The organism is Kribbella amoyensis (genome assembly GCF_007828865.1).
Taxonomy (GTDB): domain Bacteria; phylum Actinomycetota; class Actinomycetes; order Propionibacteriales; family Kribbellaceae; genus Kribbella; species Kribbella amoyensis.
The window spans coordinates 979,374-997,532 of record NZ_VIVK01000001.1 but is presented as its reverse complement, the minus strand read 5'-3'; the positions used below and the strand labels follow the sequence as shown (position 1 = coordinate 997,532).

At 71.3% G+C, this 18,159-nt stretch carries 16 protein-coding genes; 4 read left to right on the top strand and 12 right to left on the bottom strand.

The genetic code is table 11. From position 1 onward, the window contains the following. Positions 1-12: 12 nt before the first annotated feature. The 7 genes from FB561_RS04800 to FB561_RS04770 form a co-directional block, all read right to left on the bottom strand. Positions 13-153, bottom strand: a complete 141-nt coding sequence (locus FB561_RS04800; RefSeq protein ID WP_145803416.1) for a SapB/AmfS family lanthipeptide — start codon at positions 151-153, stop codon at positions 13-15. Between the two features lie 5 nt (positions 154-158). After that, positions 159-2,726: a class III lanthionine synthetase LanKC gene (gene lanKC, locus FB561_RS04795; protein ID WP_145803413.1), complete on the bottom strand. Its 2,568-nt coding sequence runs from the start codon at positions 2,724-2,726 to the stop codon at positions 159-161. Positions 2,727-2,973: 247 nt separating this feature from the next. Further along, the gene (locus FB561_RS04790; RefSeq protein ID WP_238334655.1) at positions 2,974-3,930 is read right to left on the bottom strand and encodes a catalase family protein; all 957 of its coding nucleotides are present in this window, start codon (positions 3,928-3,930) and stop codon (positions 2,974-2,976) included. Between the two features lie 120 nt (positions 3,931-4,050). Further along, a complete protein-coding gene (locus FB561_RS04785) occupies positions 4,051-5,178 on the bottom strand; it encodes an ABC transporter ATP-binding protein (protein ID WP_145803411.1) in 1,128 nt (375 codons plus the stop codon). Then, complete coding sequence (modB, locus tag FB561_RS04780; protein WP_238334654.1) at positions 5,175-5,987, bottom strand: molybdate ABC transporter permease subunit; 813 nt, start codon at positions 5,985-5,987, stop codon at positions 5,175-5,177. The genes FB561_RS04785 and modB overlap by 4 nt, the downstream gene beginning before the upstream one ends. Before the next feature lie 65 nt (positions 5,988-6,052). Beyond that, the gene (modA, locus tag FB561_RS04775; protein WP_145803409.1) at positions 6,053-6,841 is read right to left on the bottom strand and encodes a molybdate ABC transporter substrate-binding protein; all 789 of its coding nucleotides are present in this window, start codon (positions 6,839-6,841) and stop codon (positions 6,053-6,055) included. After that, entirely contained in the window at positions 6,841-7,248 is a 408-nt protein-coding gene (locus tag FB561_RS04770; RefSeq protein ID WP_238334653.1) for a TOBE domain-containing protein, read from the bottom strand. Before FB561_RS04770 ends, modA begins: the two co-directional genes overlap by 1 nt. 103 nt (positions 7,249-7,351) lie before the next feature. On the opposite strand from FB561_RS04770, the gene FB561_RS04765 reads away from it, so the two are divergent. Continuing rightward, entirely contained in the window at positions 7,352-9,271 is a 1,920-nt protein-coding gene (locus FB561_RS04765) for an acyl-CoA dehydrogenase family protein (protein WP_145803405.1), read from the top strand. Further along, positions 9,264-9,881: a hypothetical protein gene (locus FB561_RS04760; RefSeq protein ID WP_145803403.1), complete on the top strand. Its 618-nt coding sequence runs from the start codon at positions 9,264-9,266 to the stop codon at positions 9,879-9,881. Before FB561_RS04765 ends, FB561_RS04760 begins: the two co-directional genes overlap by 8 nt. A 39-nt stretch (positions 9,882-9,920) precedes the next feature. Here FB561_RS04760 and FB561_RS04755 read toward each other — a convergent pair whose 3' ends face one another. Further along, a complete protein-coding gene (locus tag FB561_RS04755) occupies positions 9,921-10,106 on the bottom strand; it encodes a hypothetical protein (protein ID WP_145803401.1) in 186 nt (61 codons plus the stop codon). Positions 10,107-10,616: 510 nt separating this feature from the next. Then, on the bottom strand, positions 10,617-13,136 hold the full coding sequence (locus tag FB561_RS04750; RefSeq protein WP_145812758.1) for a bifunctional FO biosynthesis protein CofGH: 2,520 nt from the start codon (positions 13,134-13,136) through the stop codon (positions 10,617-10,619). 121 nt (positions 13,137-13,257) lie between these two features. Here FB561_RS04750 and FB561_RS04745 point away from each other — a divergent pair, with 121 nt between their 5' ends. Next, the gene (locus tag FB561_RS04745) at positions 13,258-13,815 is read left to right on the top strand and encodes a TetR/AcrR family transcriptional regulator (RefSeq protein WP_145803399.1); all 558 of its coding nucleotides are present in this window, start codon (positions 13,258-13,260) and stop codon (positions 13,813-13,815) included. Positions 13,816-13,910: 95 nt separating this feature from the next. After that, positions 13,911-15,791, top strand: coding sequence for an FtsX-like permease family protein (locus FB561_RS04740; protein ID WP_145803397.1), 1,881 nt, complete (start codon positions 13,911-13,913; stop codon positions 15,789-15,791). Between the two features lie 49 nt (positions 15,792-15,840). Here the strand turns inward: FB561_RS04740 and FB561_RS04735 are convergent, their stop codons facing one another. From FB561_RS04735 to FB561_RS04725, 3 genes are all read right to left on the bottom strand, one after another. Continuing rightward, positions 15,841-16,389 (bottom strand): TetR/AcrR family transcriptional regulator, encoded by a 549-nt coding sequence (locus tag FB561_RS04735; RefSeq protein ID WP_145803395.1) that lies wholly within the window; start codon positions 16,387-16,389, stop codon positions 15,841-15,843. A gap of 71 nt (positions 16,390-16,460) precedes the next feature. After that, complete coding sequence (locus FB561_RS04730) at positions 16,461-17,678, bottom strand: MFS transporter (RefSeq protein ID WP_238334652.1); 1,218 nt, start codon at positions 17,676-17,678, stop codon at positions 16,461-16,463. Then, a complete protein-coding gene (locus tag FB561_RS04725; RefSeq protein ID WP_145803393.1) occupies positions 17,675-18,133 on the bottom strand; it encodes a MarR family winged helix-turn-helix transcriptional regulator in 459 nt (152 codons plus the stop codon). Before FB561_RS04725 ends, FB561_RS04730 begins: the two co-directional genes overlap by 4 nt. Between the last annotated feature and the right edge of the window lie 26 nt (positions 18,134-18,159).

Sequence of the window (18,159 nt, the reverse complement as noted above, 5' to 3'; positions counted from 1 at the left end):
CAGAGTGTCCGATCAGTGGCAGAGCACGAGGCTCAGGTTGCTCGGACGCTGCGAACCGCAGCCCAGCACGGTCAGCGTGGAGCCGCCGTGGTGGTGGCCGTGGTGACCGCCGTAACCGGGGGTCTCCAGACCCTGAAGGTCGAGAAGTGCCATGGTGTTTACACCTCCTCGGAAAGGTGTCGTCGGGATACGGACTCGGACCACTGGGGAGGTCCGAGGAACGGGAGGGACACCGGCCGCTCGTGCAGCGCGGTTCCCAGGGCCAGCAGGACGCCGGCGGATCCGGTGGCCAGGTCGGTCGACAGCCGGAGCAACTGGTTCCCGGGGAAGGCGAGGCCACCCGCGAACGGCAGCGCGTGCCAGCCGAGACCGCGGACCAGTTCGGCGGTGTCGTCGCCGAGCGCGGCGGCCGCCAGGAGCAGGCCGGCGCGACCCATGAAGAGACCGGGCTGCACGTAGTACCCGCACCTCGTGACGAGCCGGAGAGCGTCGAGGTCGGCGCGCAGCTCGTCGTCCGGGCGATGCCGCAGCAGCCGGTCCAGGACCAGGGCGATTCCGGCCGAACCCTCTTCCAGATAAGGGAGTGTCCGCCAGCCCTGGTTCACCTGGAGCATGCCGTCGGGGGTGCGCACACACCGCCGGAGATCCTGACGTACCGCGATCTCGGCGAGGTCCAGCAACCCGGTGTCGCCGGTCTGCTCGTACGCGGTGAGGAAGAGCAACGCGGGACCGGACGACCCGAACATCAGGCCGGCCCGTGGCTTCCCCTCGCCGCTCAGCTCCGGTACGTCGGTGACGTCGCCGAGCCGGTCCGCGACCAGGTCGAGCACCCGCGTCGCCGGGCCGCGCAGCCCTGGCTCGGTGGCGGCGAAGTGCAGCAGGTTGAGCCCGATCCCGGACAGCCCCGAGTGCATCCCGAGCTCACGCGCCCCGAACTCGTCGGCCAGGGTCCGCTCGATCGTGTCCAGCGCGTCCTGCCGGTGGCCGAGCTCGGCGAGCACATGCGCGACCCCGTGCAACCCGTCGTACAGACCGGGGCCGCTCTCGGTGGTCCGGGCCTGGTCGCGCAGCCACTGCTCGTACTCCGGGAAGCGGCCCGCATCGGTCTGCGCCAGCGCGTACAGCACACCCGCGGCGCCGGTGGCCAGGTTGATCCCGCCACCCGGCTGGAACTGCGCGATGTCGCCGGGGAACAACCGGTCGTCCCGCTCGGGGGTCGCGCTCGCCACGATCGCCTTGGTCAAGGCTGCCCGGACATCGGTCCAGTCGGCGCGACCCGGCAACGGCAGGGTGTCCATCTCCGGGTCGGACGTGACGTCCGGGCCGACGATCGTGCGGACCGCGCCGTCGAGGGCGACCCGCGGTACCCCGAAGGTCTCCGCGACCAGGTCGGCCAGCTGGAACGCCTTGCCCGGATGCAGGTGCAGCAACATCGTGGCCTGCGGGGCGAACAGGCCGAGCGTCACACAGGCCAGCGCGTACAGGTCGACGTCCGGGCCCTGTCGATCGCCGGGCGCCGCGTAGCCCGGGTGCGCGAGCGCGGACCGCGCCTGCTCCTCGGCCAAGGTGGCGACCTCGAAGTCGATCAGGACCAGCCGGCCGTCGGTCGCGAGCAGCACGTTGTCCGGATGCAGGTCGCAGAACACGACCCCGCGACCGTGCAACTCGCCGACCTCCTGCTCGACCCGCGCGACCATCTCGGTGGCCCAGGTCGCGTACTCGGCGAGCTCGGCCTCGGTGGCGTCCGGGTGCGTCAACGGGTACCGCCGGACCAGCTCGCGCTGCAACGGATTCGCGTCGACGAACTCCTGGACCAGGAAGTGGTGGTCGCCGAGGACGAGGTGGTCGTGCACCTTCGGGACCACGGCGAGACCGTCGAGCCGGGCCAGGATGTCCCGCTCGTGGCCGATCCGGGCGACCGCGTCGCGCCCGCTCACGTCCAGCCCGGCGTACGGCCGGCCCTCCTTGAGCACGACCCGGTCGCCGGTGCCGTTGTGGTGGCCGACGTACACGCCGCCGCCGTTGGAGAACTGGATGACGCCCTCGATCGTGTACGCGAGCTCGTCGGTGGTGACCGCGTTCCGCGCCGCCAGGTGCGACTCGAGGAACGACGGCAGCTCGATCCACGGCGGCACCGCGAACGTCGGGCCGCGGTGGTCCGGAACCAGCCGGCCGCGGTCGTCGGTGAGGGCCAGGACGCGCTCACCGGCCTCGTTCAGGGTGTACCGGCTGACGAACGCGCCGTACCGGACGAACAACGGGCCCTCGCCGTAGCGGAGGTCGCTCAGGATGTACGGGCCGCGGATCCCGTCCAGCAGCAGGTCGAGCTCCTTGAGGACAAGCTCGAGCTGCGCCTCGTCGGCCGGGTAGACAGTGACCAGCTTGCCGCTCGAACCACGCGGCGCGGACTTCGAGTTCACCATCACCAGGACCGGTTCGCTGCGCAGGAACTTGAACGCGATCCCGCGCGGCACGCAGTACTCCCAGATCGCCTCGAGCGCGCGCTCGGCGTCCGCGAGGCCGGCCGAGACGTGAATCTTCCAGCCCTGCTCGGGCAGCCGCAGACCGGTCGGCGCGTAGTGCATCCACAGCTCGCCGGCGACGTGGTCCCAACCGGCCGGCACCGGGCGGGTGGCCAGCGCGAAGTCGGGGTGGCCGGTCTCCCGGCGGCCCGGGGTGTCGTAGAACCGCCGGTCGGACAGGCAGTACAGCTCGTAACTTTCCATGGCGGTTCGTCCCCCTCTCGTTGGTGCCCGGCACATCTTGGGCAGTCCGGAGGGGGCCGGCGTAGTGCCCGACGTCACGACTCGGCCGTGAAGAACTCACACGCTACGAGTGAGTAAGTAAACACTCTTCGTTACGAACGAATCACTCTGAGCGGTGAAAGTGCTGTAACAACATGTCACTGCGTGGCGACCTCGTAACAGCTCGTAACTTCGCCCACTTTGGGTCGTGCTGAGCTTTGTTGCCGGATCAGACGGCGCCGCGCTGCTGCTGGCTCGCCAGGTACGCGACCTTGCGGGCCCGCATCACCTCGCCGAGCGGTCGGTGCTGGACGAGCGCGTTCCACGGGTCGAAGCTCGCCCCCTCGACCTCCTGGCCGAAGGCGTCGTCGGGCTTCTGCCGCCCGACGGTGAGCCGGCCGACGGTGGCGAACGGCGCGTCCCAGGGCACCGACGCATCCTCGATCGGGGTGTGCCGGTCGTCGGTGAAGAACTGGACCTGCAGGTCGTAGCCGAGCGGGGTGTCGATCAGCCGGTCGTAGACGTCGGCGGCCCAGTCGTCCCGGGCGTGCGGGTTCACCCGGTCGGAGGCCGCGACCAGCCGCACCCGGACCGCGTACGGGCCGAAGGCGATCGGGGCGGCGCTGAAGAAGTCCTGGGTGGCGAACCCGCTGAACGGTGCCCGGAGCGCCGCGGTCAGCGTCCGGGCCGGCGTGATCAGGGCGGGCGTCCGGAGCAGCGTCCACAGCATCCGGCCGCGCGGCTGGGACCCGGCGGCGACCACCTCGGCGAACTCGGTGCTGGTCGCGGAGCTGAACCGGTCGTGGTTGATCAGCGCGAAGTCTTGCGTCAGCGCCTCCCCACCGAGCGCCGCGGCCCCGCTCACCCCGAGCACCTTGATCGCGAAGCCGCGGATGTCCGGGACGTGGTCCGGCGCCCGGTGGAAGCCGCCGCTCGACAGCCGCACCCACGCGTCGTACTTGTCCGGCACCCGGAACAGTCCCTGCCGGGCGTACTCGGGCAGGTCGGCCGGCACCGTCAAGGTCGCTCGGAGCGCGGCCACCTGCCGGCGGTGCAGCGCCCGCCCCGTTCCGTACTCCTCGGACTTGCGCGCCTGCAGCTCGGCGAACCGCTCGGCTTGCCGGCGATGCCGCTCGGCCTCGTCCGGCTGGACCACTTCACGCCACTCCACGCTCGGTTCGGCCACGGCGACTCCCCACTCTCGTGGTGCTGGCGGCGGACCCCTCCAGTATCCGCCGAAATCTTCGTTGCACCAGGCAACGAGCTGGCAACTCGCGGAATTCGGCCCGGGGGTCGCCCGGGAAGGTCAGCCCGGGTAGGTCTGGACCTCGGTCGCCTTGAGTGTGGCCCACAGCTGCCGGCCGGGCGCGAGCCGCAGCTCGGCCACGGCGGCCGGGGTGACGTCGGTCAGCAGACTCGGCGGCGCGCCCGGCCCGCCGTCCGGGTGGTCGACGGCGCGATCGACGGAGTGGTCGACGGGATGGCCGACGGCGTGGTCGGCCGGGGCGAGGCGGACGCGGACGGTGTGGGCGTGCTGCTCGATCCCGGTCACCCGCACCGGCCAGCTGTTGCGTGGACTGCCGGCCGGGCGCTCGGGGTAGAGGCTGACGGCGGTGGGCGGAAAGGCCACATGGACCGGTCCCGTCGCGGGATCGGCGATCGTGACCGTCCCGCCGCCGGTGAGCGTGACGCTGGTGCCGTCGGCGGTACCGCGGTACAGATTGAGGCCGACGAGCTGGGCGACGTAGTCGGTGCGCGGCCGGCGGGCGATCTCGGTCGGCGAGCCCTCCTGGACCACCTGGCCGCCCTCCAGGATGACCAGCCGGTCCGCCAGCACCATCGCGTCCAGCGGATCGTGCGTGACCAGCAGCGTCCGGCCCTCGTACCGCGCCAGGTGCCGCCCGAGCTCGGCCCGGACGTGCAGCGTGGTGCCCGCGTCCAAGGCGGCCAGCGGCTCGTCCAGCAGCAGCACCTCCGGCTCGGTCGCCAGGGCGCGGACCAGGGCCACCCGCTGGGCCTGACCGCCGGACAGTGCGCGGGGCTTCGTCCGGGTGTACTCGGCCAGGCCGACCGCGTCGAGCCAGCCGGCTGCGGTGGCCCGGGCCGCCCGTTTGTCGACACCCCGGGCCCGCAGACCGAAGGCGACGTTCTCCAGCGCGCTCAGGTGGTTGAACAGCAGGTAGTCCTGGAACACGACCCCGATCGGCCGCCGGTCCGCCGGCCGGAAGATCCCCGGCGGCTCGTCCCAGGTCTCGCCGTCCAGCCGGATCCGGCCCGCGTCGACCGGCAGCAGGCCCGCGATCGCGCGCAGCGCCGTACTCTTCCCGGCACCGTTGGGACCGAGCAGCGCGACCACCTCACCGGGCGCGACGGCCAGGCTCAGCTCGAGCTCGAAGGCGGCGCGGGTGACCCGCAGATTCGCGGACAGGGTCATCGCAGACCACTGATCCAGCGTTCCCGCAGGCACGCGAGCACCACGACGGAAACGAGCAGCAGCACCAGGCTGAGGACGACGGCGACGTCCGGGTCGGTCTCCAGCGCGAGGTAGACGGCCAGCGGCATCGTCGTCGTCCGGCCCGGCAGGTTCCCGGCGAAGGTGATGGTGGCGCCGAACTCGCCGAGCGCCCGGGCCCAGCACAGGACGGCCCCCGCCACGATGCCCGGCGCGATCGACGGCAGCGTGACCCGGCGGAACGTGAGCCACCGCCCGGCTCCCAGCGTCGCGGCCGCCTCCTCGTACCGGGGGTCGGCCGCACGGAGGGCGCCCTCCACCGAGATCACCAGGAACGGCATCGCCACGAACGCCTCCGCGACGACGACGCCTGCGGTGGTGAACGGCAGCGAGAACCCGAACCACAGGTCGAGCCGCTCACCGATCAGCCCGCGCCGCCCGAGGACGAGCAACAGGGCGACCCCACCGACGACGGGCGGGAGCACCAGCGGCACGGTGACCAGGGCCCGGATGAGCCCGCGACCGGGGATCTCGGCCCGGGCCAGCAGCCAGGCGAGCGGGATGCCCAGGAGCAGGCAGATCACCGTGGCCGCGGTCGCGCAGATCAAGGAGAGCCGCAGGGCCTCGCCGACCTCGGCACTGAACAACCGGGACGGCAGCGACGACCACGGCGCCTCGGCCAGCAGCCCGATCAGCGGGACGAGCAGAAAGGCGAGCCCGAGCACCGCGGGCACCAGCAGGACGAGCGGGACGCGCCCGCTGACCGGCGTACGTCGCCGGGAGCGCGTCACAGGGCTTGCCGGTTCGGTGCCGTCGCCCCGTGGCCGCGGCACCGTCCGGGGCTCGCCTGGTTTCGTCACGGAGCTTCGAAGCCTGCCTCGGTGAGTACCTTCTTGCCGTCCGCGGACAGCACGTAGTCGACGAAGGCCTTGCCGCCGTCCGCGTTCGGCGCCTTGGTCAGGGTGGCGATCGGGTACTCGTTGACCGCCTGCGCGGCCTCGGGGAACTCGATCCCGTCGACCTTCTCCTGAGCGGACAGCACATCGGTCCTGTACACCAGCGCCGCGTCCACCTCGCCGAGACCGACCTTGGTGAGCGCCGCCTTGACGTCCTGCTCCAGGCTGTCCGGCTGCGGGGTCAGCTTCGCCGCCTCGAACACCTTCTTCGCGGCCGCGCCACACGGCACCTGCTCGGCGCACAGCGCGATCTTCTTGGCCTGGTCGGTGAAGTCGGTCAGGCCGGTGACCTTGCCCGGGTTGCCCTTCGGCACCGCGATCTCCAGCTTGTTCTTCACGAACACGGTCGGGGTGCCCTTGTCGGTCACCTGGTCCATGTTCTTCGGCGCGGCGGAGGCGAAGACGTCGGCGGGCGCGCCCTGGTTGATCTGCTGGGCCAGCGCCGAGCTGCCGGCGAAGTTGAAGACCACCTCGACGCCCGGGTGCGCGGCCTCGAACTGCTTGCCGAGCTCGGTGAACGTCCCGGTCAGCGACGCGGCGGCGAACACGTTCACGGTGCCGGAGACCGCGGCCGAACCGCTGCCCGCGGACGTCGGCGAGGACGCGGCCGGGGAGTCGTCGGAGCCACAGGCGGCCAGGGCGAGCGCGGCGACCGCGGTGAGCGCAGCGGCGACGGTACGGCGGAACATCAGGGCGCCTCCGGGATCTCGACGACGACGTGGGTGGACTTGATCGAGGCGACCGCGACGACCCCGGGCTCCAGGCCGAGCTCGTCGGCGGCCTCGCGGCTCATCAGCGAGACCACCCGGAACGGCCCGGCCTGCAGCTCGACCTGGGCCATCACCCCGTCCTTGACGACCCGGGTGACGATGCCGCGCATCCTGTTCCGGGCGGACGCGGCCGTGGTGGTCCCCGGCTCGGGCGTCTCCGCGAGCTGCTGGGCGAACGCCGCGAGCTCGCGCCCGTCGACGGCCATCCGCCCGCCTTCCTGGGTGGCCGGCAACCGGCCCTGCTCGACCCAGCGACGGACCGTGTCGTCACTGACTCCGAGTAGCGTGGCGGCCTCACTGATCCGCAAATTCGGCACGGAATCCATCCTAGAGCCGATTCTGCGGTTCGGGACCGGGATTCCGGGTGACGGATCGCGCACGCCGAGAGTCTTCACGGTGTGTCCTGGGCCGACCACATAGGTTGGGCCTATGACGGGCCTGCGGGAGTACCTGGACGGACCACACAAGGCTGCACGCGACGTAGTCCGGGAAGGACTGGCGGCGCACACGGAGCTGCTGGACGCGGGACTGCGGCTGCCGCGCGACGAGTACCGGGACGAGGTGCTCGCGCTGCTGCGGGAGATGTCGGCCGAGGCGGCCCGCGGGTTCCCGAAGGAGTACGGCGGCCAGGGCGACCTGGGCGGCTTCCTGGCCGGGTTCGAGACGCTCGCGTTCGGTGACCTGTCGCTGATGGTGAAGGCCGGCGTGCAGTTCGGCCTGTTCGCCGGCGCGATCCTGCACCTGGGCACCACCCGGCACCACGAGGCGTACCTGGCCGACGCGGTCGAGGGCCGGCTGCTCGGCTGCTTCGCGATGACCGAGACCGGGCACGGCTCGAACGTCCAGGCGCTCGGCACCACCGCGACGTACGACCCGGCGACCGGCGAGTTCGTCGTGCACACGCCGACGCCGGCGGCCCGCAAGGACTACATCGGCAACGCGGCCCGGCACGGGCGGATGGCAGCGGTGTTCGCTCAGCTCGTGGTCGGTGGTGAGTCGCACGGTGTGCACTGCCTGCTGGTCCCGATCCGCGACGAGGACGGCGAGCCGCTGCCCGGGGTGACGCTGACCGACTGCGGGCCCAAGCTCGGCCTGAACGGCGTCGACAACGGCCGGATCGTCTTCGACCAGGTCCGGGTCCCGCGCGAGGCGTTGCTCGACCGGTACGCCCAAGTGGATGCCGATGGCAACTACCAGAGCGACATCGAGAACCCGGACCGGCGGTTCTTCACCATGCTCGGCACCCTGGTCCAGGGCCGGGTCTCGGTCGGCGGTGCCGCGATCAACGCGAGCAAGGTCGCGCTGGCGATCGCGATCCGGTACGCCGACGGGCGGCGGCAGTTCGGGGCGCCGGGCAGTGCCGAGGAGACGTTGCTGCTCGACTACCGGATGCACCAGCGCCGGCTGCTGCCGTTGCTGGCCCGGACGTACGCCCTGCACTTCGCCCAGGCGGACCTGGTGGCCGAGTTCGTCCGGATCTTCGGCGGTGACGCCGAGGCCGGTGACCACGACCGCCGGGCGCTGGAGGCCCAGGCGGCCGGCACCAAGGCGGTCGGCACCTGGCACGCCACCGAGACGATCCAGCAGTGCCGGGAGGCGTGCGGTGGCGCCGGGTACCTCGCCGAGAACCGGCTGGCCGCGCTGAAGTCCGACACGGACGTCTTCACCACGTTCGAGGGCGACAACACCGTGCTGCTGCAGCTGGTCGCCAAAGGCCTGCTGACCGGGTACCGGGAGTCCTTCGGCAAGCTGGACCCGCTCGGCACGGCCCGGTTCATCGCGGCCCAGGCGGTCGAGATCGCGGTCGAGAAGACCGCCCTGCGGACCATGGTCGAGCGGCTCCGCGACGCCGTCCCGAACCGCGCGGACGTCACCGACCCGGACGCCGGGCTGCGCGACGACGCGTATCACGCGGGCCTGCTCCGGTTCCGCGAGGAGCACATGCTGGCCGGGGTGGCCCGCCGGCTGAAGGGCGGGATCGACGCCGGCGACGAGCCGTTCGAGGTGTTCAACCGGTGCCAGGACCACGTCATCGCGGCCGGCCGGGCGCACGTCGACCGGGTCGTGCTGGAGGCGTTCCAGACCGCCGTCCAGGCGGCGCCGGCCGGTGCGGTCCGGGACCGGCTGAAGGAGCTGTACGACCTGCACGCGCTCGCCACGATCGAGGCGGACCGGGCCTGGTACCTCGAACACGGCCGGTTGTCCGGGCCGCGGTCGAAGGCGATCACGGCGCTGGTGAACGAGCTGTGCGGGCAGGTCCGGCCGCACGCGGTGGCGCTCACGGAGGCGTTCGGCGTACCGGGCGCGGCGGTCGAGGTACCGATGGTTGTACCGTCGCAGCATGAGTGAGCCGATTGAGCCCGCGTCGGCCGCCGAGGCCGCCCGCGAACTGGCGAAGGTGCTGCTGGAGCAAGCCGACGCGCTGGACCTGCACGATCTGCGGGCGACCGCGGCGATCGAGAACGTCCGGGTCCAGGCCCGGATGCTCGCCGACGCGGTGCACGAGCGCGGCTGGGGCGACATCTTCCTCGGCATCGACTCCTACGACCCCGACGAGCTGGACGACCTGCCGCTCGGCCCGGACGACTTCGACGACCCGGCCGACTACCGCGAGCTGGTCGAGGGCGCCGGTCTGGACGAGCTGGACGAGACCTCGCTCCCGGAGAACGGGATGCGGCTCAGCTACCAGGCCCGCTACGACTTCGTGGTGACCGACCCGGACGCGTTCGTCGCCTACGTCCGCGGCCGCGCCGACGAGGCCCAGAACGACGAGGTGATCGACGACATCGAGGACGCCCGGTCGGCGTTCGAGCTGCTCGGGTACCTGGACGGGCTGGGGTCGAAGGACTACGAGGCGATGGGACTCAGCCCGGCCGGCGGCGAGGAGTCGCACAAGGTGGTCGAGTTCTCGCTGTGGGACATGGACCCGATCCGCCGCGACGACACCTACCCGTACTGAGCCTGGCCGTACCGGACCAACCGGTACGGCCAGGGAGGTTCAGTCGCGACCGTCGAGAGCGGCGCCGATATCCCGCTGCGCACCGGTTCGCGGAGCCTCACCCTGCGCTGCGCCGGAGCCTTTGGTCCCGGGCTCGGCGACCCCGTCCAACGCCTTGCGGATCGCCTCGGCATCGTACTTGTTGTACCCGCCGTTCTCCTGGCCACCGCTCTTCTGGGTGCTCACAGCGTGTCCTTCCGTCCGTCGTTCCGGCCCGGCGAGGTCCGCCGGATCGGTTGTCCGGCTGGTCTGACGGCGTGATCGGAGCTCCGGTTCCGGACGGCTGGGTACTCGTTGCGGCAGGCAACGTCAACACCTTCTGTGAAGGACCGACCACGGAGCGTGGCCTTCTGAAAAGCCAATGCAAATGTTTGATGCCGACCGTGGCGGTCGATCGCGGCGGCGTGCCAACGTTCAGTTGTCGGCGACGGACGGGTCGCTGACAAAGGCTCCTGGTGGTTACCGCGGTACTCCCGTCCTGGACCGGACTGTACCTCCCCTGCCGGTCTCGGAACGAGTACGAAGGACCGCCATCCTTCGGGCCGACCGCCCTCTCGGGGCAAGCAGGACGCCGGCCGTGTCGTCAGGGCCGCCGGTCGCCAGTGAGGTGGTGACCGACGCCCGGCACGGCCGGCGTTTTCGTTCCCCCGAGTACTGGTGCTGCTGGGGACCAGTACTCGGGGGAATTTCCTTGTCTCAGGCCAGTTCGAGCTCGCTGTGCGGCCGCTGCGGGACCTCGCCGTACGTGGTGGTCCGCTGCCGGGCCGGCCGGTTCGCGGCCGTCGCCATCGCGGTGAGCTCCTCGATCGACTTGCGGGAGCCGTGCTTGGAGCCGGCCATCCGCGAGATCGTCTCCTCCATCAGGGTGCCGCCGATGTCGTTGACGCCGCCGTTCAGCACAGCCACGCAGCCGTCGACGCCGAGCTTGACCCAGGAGCACTGGATGTTGTCGATCCGCCCGTGCAGCATGATCCGCGCCATCGCGTGCACGGCCCGGTTCTCGTCGTACGTCGGACCCGGGCGGGCCACGCCGGCCAGGTAGATCGGCGAGTTGGTGTGGATGAACGGGAGCAGCACGAACTCGGTGAACCCGCCGGTCTCGTCCTGAACCGCGGCGATCGTGCGCAGGTGCTGGACCCAGTGGTGCGGCGCGTCCACGTGGCCGTACATCATCGTCGAGCTGGACGGCAGGCCGACCTTGTGCGCGGTGCTGATCACCTCGATCCAGGTGGCCGTCGGCAACTTTCCCTTGGTCAGGATCCAGCGCACGTCGTCGTCGAGGATCTCGGCGGCCGTCCCCGGAACGCTGTCCAGCCCGGCCTCCTTGACCGAGACCAGGAACTCCTCGATCGACAGCCCGGTCCGCACCGACCCGTTGACGATCTCCATCGGCGAGTACGCGTGGACGTGCATCTGCGGGACCCGTTCCTTCACCGCGCGCACCAGGTCCGCGTAGGCCGTGCCGGGCAGGTCGGGGTGGATCCCGCCCTGCATGCAGACCTCGGTGGCGCCGACCACCCAGGCCTCCTCGGCGCGCTGGGCGACCTCGTCCATCGACAGCGAGTACGCGTCCGCGTCGGTCCGCCGCTGGGCGAACGCGCAGAACCGGCAACCGGTGTAGCAGACGTTGGTGAAGTTGATGTTCCGGTTCACCACGTAGGTGACGTCGTCCCCGACCGTTGCCTTACGCAACTCATCGGCGATGGTGGCGAGCTGGTCCAGAGCCGCCCCGGTCGCCGTCATCAGGGTCAGCGCCTGCGCGTCCGACAGACCCGCGGGATCACGCTCGGCCGCCGCCAGCGCGCTCATCACCTCGGCCTCGATCCGCTCCGGCGCCCCACTCGACCGCGCGGGTACCTCGGCGGCGCGCCGGGCCGCCACGTCCTCGCGGAGTACGTCCCAGTCGCCGTAGGCCGCGTCGAAGTCGGACCGGGTCTCGGTCCGTCGGCCCTCGGTGTCGATCGCGGTGTGCAGATCGGTCCGGCCGACACTGTCCCAGCCGCCGTCCGGCTCCTGCCAGGGCAGCCCCTTCGGCATCGCGGCCTCGTTCGCCAGCCCGGTCTCGGGATCGACAAGGGCCTCGACGTGGCTGATCAGCCGCGGGTCGAGCCACGGTTCACGCAGGTACTCCGGGTGCGTGGTGAGCCGTTCCCGCAGGGTGAAGCCGGCCTCGGCGGTGACCTTGGCCAGGTCGTCGATCTGCGGCCACGGGCGTTCGGGGTTCACGTGGTCCGGGGTGAGCGGGGAGACGCCGCCGAAGTCGTCCACGCCGGCGTCGAGCAGCAGCCGCGCCTCGGCCAGGTCGACCAGGTTCGGCGGGGCCTGCACCCGCATCCGGGGGCCGAGCACGATCCGGGTGACCGCGATCGCGGCCAGCCACTCGTCCAGCGGAACGTCGGCGTCGTTGCGCATCGCGGTGTCCGGCTTCACCCGGAACCCCTGCACGATCACCTCCTGGATCCCGCCGTACTGCCGGGCGATCCGGCGCAGCGCGAAGATCGAGTCGGCCCGCTCGGTCAGGTTCTCGCCGATCCCGATCAGCAGGCCGGTGGTGAACGGCACGTTCGACCGGCCGGCGTCCTCCAGCACCCGGAGCCGGATCGCCGGGTCCTTGTCCGGTGACCCGAAGTGCGGCTGGCCCTTCTCCTCGAACAGCCGGCGCGAGGTGGTCTCCAGCATCGTGCCCATGCTCGGCGCGACCGGCTTGAGTCGCTGCAGGTCCTGCCACGACATCACGCCCGGGTTCAGGTGCGGGAGCAGCCCGGTCTCCTCGAGCACCCGGATCGCCATCGCCCGGACGTAGTCGAGGGTGGAGTCGTAGCCCGCCTCCTCCAGCCACGTCTTCGCCGCGTCCCAGCGGTCCTCGGGGGCGTCGCCGAGGGTGAACAGTGTCTCCTTGCAACCGAGCGCCGCACCCTGCCGCGCGATCTCGAGCACCTCGTCCGGGCTCAGGTACGGCGAGTGCACGCGGCCCGGGGTGGTCGCGAACGTGCAGTAGTGGCACCGGTCCCGGCACAACCGGGTGAGCGGGATGAACACCTTCTTCGAGTAGGTGACGATCCCGCTCCGGCCGGCGTCGTCGAGACCCTGGTCCCGGACCCGGGCCGCGGTCGCCATCAACGTCTCCAGCGCCGGGCCGGTCGCGGCCAGCAGCACCTCCGCCTCGGCGACGTCCAGGGTCTTGCCGTCGTCGGCGCGCCGCAGCGCCCGCCGCATCGCCGTGCTGATGCCGTCTGCAGTAGTCACGGGATCCGAGCCTAAGCGCAGATTCGGTGTGGATCCCGCGAAATCGGCCCCGAAAAACAAGTGGTACGAACGTCCTGATACTTTGCCGTTCGTGCAGGTCGGACGGGGGATCGTGGACGGCCGGCGGGCCCGCGGGGCGCTCCGGCGAACAGAGTTGCTCAAGGCAACTTTGTCGGTGCTCGAACGCGATGGCGCGGCTGCGGTGAGTCACCGCGCGGTGGCGGCCGAGGCGGGCGTCTCGCTGGCCTCGACCACGTACCACTTCGCCACTCTCGACGACCTCCTGGTCGAGGCGCTCACCTGGGCCGCGGACGACCTCACCGCCGAACTGCACGAGCGCGTGACCGAGCTCGGGGCGCGACCGGCCGACGAGCTGGCCCGGTTGGTCGAGCATCTGCTGGTGTACCGCCGGGGCCGCACGCTCGCGGAGTACGAGTTGTATCTCCTCGCCGCCCGGCGGCCCGCGCTCCGCGAGGCGGCCGCGGCCTGGTTGCAGCCGCTGACCGAGATCGCCCGGACGTTCACCACGAACCCGCAGAAGGCGAGCCTGCTCGTCGCCGCGCTCGACGGGTTGCTGCTGCAGTCCTTGATCGGCGCGCGCCCGTTCGACCAGGCCGACGTCGCTGCGTTGCTCTCGCACCTCCGATAAGGCTCGCTGGAGGTAGCGCGCGCACTACCTCGGGTCGGGCGTCTCGGCTCCTGCATCGAACGGCTCCGCCCGGTTGGCTGGAGAGCATGCTGAGGATGTCTCTGGGGTCGGTGCGGGATCGGTGGCACCTGTTCGCGGGTGCCGTGGTCGCGGTGGCGTTGGGTGTCGGGCTGGTCCAGTCGGCGTTGCAGGTGCTGGCCGCCACCGATCGGCCGCAGGTGCCGCCCGGGGTGTCCGACTTCGAGCGGGCCCAGATCCGGGAGGGGTACGCCGGGGCCGGGACGCTGCTCGGGATGTGCGTGATGCTGGCCGTCTTCCTCACCGTGTTCGTGGTCAGCACGACCTTCGGATTCGCCGTCGCCCAGCGCCGCCGCGAACTCGGGCTGCTCCGCCTCGTCGGTGCGCACCGGAGCGGGGTCGGACTGATGCTGCTGGGCGAGGCGCTGGTGCTCGGGATCGCCGGGACCGCGGCCGGTCTGCCGATCGGCGTACTCGGGACGTGGATCCAGTCGAAGCTGCTGATCCACGTGGGCATCCTGCCGCCCTGGTTCGAGGCGCCATGGGAACAAGGGGCGTTGTGGGTGGCTGCGATCGTGGGTCTGTCGACGGCGCTGGCCGGGGTACTCGCTGCGGCCTGGCGGGCTTCTCGGGTCAGTGCCCTTGAAGCCCTGGCCGATCTGCCGCACACCCGTCCGGTGATGACCGGGTTCCGCTGGTTGTGGGGGATCTCGGCCGCCGCGGTCACGGTCCTGATGGTGATCGCCGGCCAGGCAGCGCGGGAGTTCCTCGCCGGGTTGGTGCTCGCGCTCGGCGTGATGGTCTGCGGCTCGGTCGCTCTCAGCCAGCTCAGTCCGGTCGTGGTTCCGCTGGCCGGCCGACTCCCCGCACTGGTCCTGCGGGGCCACCTGGTGGCCGACCTGGCCCGGGCGAACGTCCTGCACGCGGTACGCCGGAGCGCGGCGACCGCGGCCCCGTTGATCGTGCTGGTCGCGTTGCTCGTCGGGTTGTGGGGGACGTTCGGCTCGATGGCGAAGGCGGTCGGCGAGGAGCAACGGCAACTCGTCACGGCCGATCTGGTGATCGGCGAGAAGGTTGCCCCGGGCCCGGACTTCGCCGCGGTCTCGGTGCAGACGACGGTACCGGTCAAGGTGACGCGGACTGTCGGCAGGAAGAAGCGGACCGAGTACTCGGAGGCGATCGGGATCGACCCGCCCGCGTTCCAGCGGACACACAAGCTCCGGCCCCGCAAGGGTTCGCTGGACAAGTTGTCCGGGGCCACTCTTGCGATCGGGCCCGGGATGGCGATGGAGGGGTACAAGCTCGGCTCGACCGTCACGGTGGCGATCGGGGCGCGTCGGCTGCCGTTGAAGGTGGTCGCGGTGATGCCGGAGACCTTGGACGTGAGCGAGAACTTCTACGTCCCACGGGCGTTGATTCCGCCGGGGATCGGGACCACCGAGTCCCTGGTGAAGGTTGTCCCCGGCAAGGATCCGCGAGCGGTCGCGGCACGGTACTCGGAGGTGCGGACCGTCCAGGACTGGGCCGAGGCGAAGGGCGAGGAGCAACAGCGCGGCAACACCGGCCTGTTCGCGGTACTGATGGGGCTCGCCGGGGTCTACGTGGCGGTGGCCGTGGTCAACGCGGTGGTGATGGCGGCGACGGATCGGCGGCGGGAGTTCGCGCTCGCCCGGATGGCCGGCCTCACCCGGGGGCAGGTGATCGGGGTCGCCGCGATCGAGTCGATCACGGTCGTGGTGATCGGGGTGCTGCTCGGGTCCGTGGTCGCGGGGGCGGCGCTAGCCGGGATCGGTGCGGGGACGGCGAGCATGTTCGGGGTCGTGGTGCTCGCGATCCCGTGGAAGTTGCTCGGCGCGATCCTCGCGGCCTCGCTCGTCGTGGTCTGCTCGACGGCCGCGCTGACCGCGTGGTCGGCGACTCGGCAGCCGCCGATCGCCTTGCTCGGCGGCCGGGACTGACGAGAGCGGCCGGGACTGACGGCGGGCTGACGAGAGCGGCCGGGACTGGTCAGTCGAGCAGAGGTTTGCCGGTCGCCTGGCGCAGCGTCATCGCGTACACCTCGCGCAGCTCGTCGGCCCGCAGTGGCGGCAGGACCTGCTCGGCGCCGATCAGGATCAGGTAGAGCAACCGGGCCAGGTGGTCCGGCTGGTCGACGCCGAGACCGTGGCACAGCTCCCGGAGGTACTCGGTCCGGGTGCGGTCGACGCGTTCCTGGACCGCCTGGGCCTCCGCGTCCTGCAGCGCCCAGGCCCGGACCCCGATCTCCAGCCGGACGCTGTCGTGGTCGGCCAGGACCAGGTCGAGCAGCCGGACCAACTTGGTGGCCGCGGGGGCGTCCGGGTCCTGCTCGACGGTGTCGACGAGCCGGGTGGTGTGCCGTGCCTCGAAGTGCGCCAGCAGGGCGGTCCGGAAGTCGGGAGCGCCCTTGAAGTGGTGGTAGTACGAGCCCTTGCTCAGGCCCAGCTCGGTGGTCAGCCGCTCGATCGTCACCGCCGGGGCGCCGTCGCTCGCCAGTACCTCCAGGCCCGCGTCCAGCCAGGTCGTCCTCGTCGCCATGCCGGGACCATACCCTCAGGTACGACCGCGGCGGGCGACCCTGGTGGATCGTCCGCCGCGAAGGTCCGGGATCAGGCGTCGGCCGCGGTGAGGGCCTCGGCCTCCACCTTCGAGTGCGCCGACGGGGCCCGCAGGTGGGCCAGCGGCTTCCACCCGGTCGCCAGGGCCGCGACCGCGAGCAGGACCGCGAACGCGCCGACGTAGAACGGCAGCTGCACGTTGACCTCCTCGCCGAGCTTGCCCGCGAGCCACGGCGCGACCGCACCACCGGAGAACCGGACGAAGCTGTACGCCGCGGACGCGGTCCCGCGCTCGACCGGAGCCGCGCCCATCACGGCCTCGGTGATCAGGGTGTTGTTCACGCCGAGGAACAACCCGGCCACGATCACGCCGACTGCGAGGACCGGCTTGTGGTGGGCGTAGATCCCCATCACGGCCAGGTCCGCGCCGAACAGCAGCAGCGCCGTCATCACGACCGGCAACGTGCCGAACCTGCGCTGCAGCACCGGCGCGACGAACACCGAGGCCAGTGCCAGCCCGATGCCCCAGCCGAAGAAGATCAGCCCGATCTGCCGGGCCGACATCGCCAGCGGGAACGGGGTGAACGCGAGCAGGGTGAAGAAGCCGAAGTTGTACAGCAGCGCGGTCACCGCGACCGTGGCGAGCGACCGGTGCCGCAAGGCCTTCAACGGTTCGAGGATCGAGGTCCGCCGGGCCGCGGGCGGGGCGGCGGGGAGCAGGAACGCGGTGGCGGCGAGCGCGATCGTCATCAGCACCGCGACGCCGAAGAACGGTCCGCGCCAGGAGATCGTGCCGAGCTCACCACCGACCAGCGGGCCGGCCGCGATCCCGACGCCGAGCGCCGCCTCGTACAGGATGATCGCCTGCGCGACCGAGCCGCTGGCCGAGTTCACGATGGTGGCCAGCGCGGTCGCGATGAACAGCGCGTTGCCGAGACCCCAGCCGGCCCGGAACGCGACGATCGCGCCGATCGAGTTCGACAAACCGGCCAGCGCGCTGAACACGACGATGATCGCCAGGCCGATCAGCAACGTGCGCTTCGCGCCGATCCGGCTGGAGACGGCGCCGGTGATCAGCATCGCGACGCCGATCACCGCCATGTAGCTGGTGAACAGCAACGACACCTGCGACGGGCCGGCGTGCAACTGCTCCGCGATCGGCTTCAGGATCGGGTCGACCAGGCCGATGCCCATGAACGCGATCACACAGGCGAACGCGACGGCCCAGACGGACTTGGGTTGTTTGAGGAACGAGTTGCTGCTGCTCACCGGGGGTCGGCCTCCACTGGTTCGAGGGTGAGGATCGTGCGCATGACGGTGACCGCGGCCTCGAGCGTGGCGATGTCTTCCGCGGGCAGCTGACGCAACCGGGCGGCCAGGGCGGTACCGGCCTCGGACCGGGCGCGGTCGAGCTCGGCGCGCCCGGCGTCGGTCAGGCTGATCAGGCTGGCCCGCGAGTCGGCCGGATCAGGCTCCCGCCGGACCCACCCGCTCTCCTCCTGCCGCTGCACCAACGTCGACATGGTCGGCTGCGAACACCGATCGGCCTTCGCCAGCTCACTGATCCGCGTCGGCCCCAACTCGTCCAACCGCCCGAGCAGCCGCATGGCGGCATGCGGCAGAGCACTCACGTCCCGGCTGGCCAACCTGGTCACCCGCGCCGCGGACACCACCACCTCGACGCCCAACTTCGAAAGATCGGTCGCGATCACATCCACCCACATTACATAGCAATGCTATGCATCTCCAG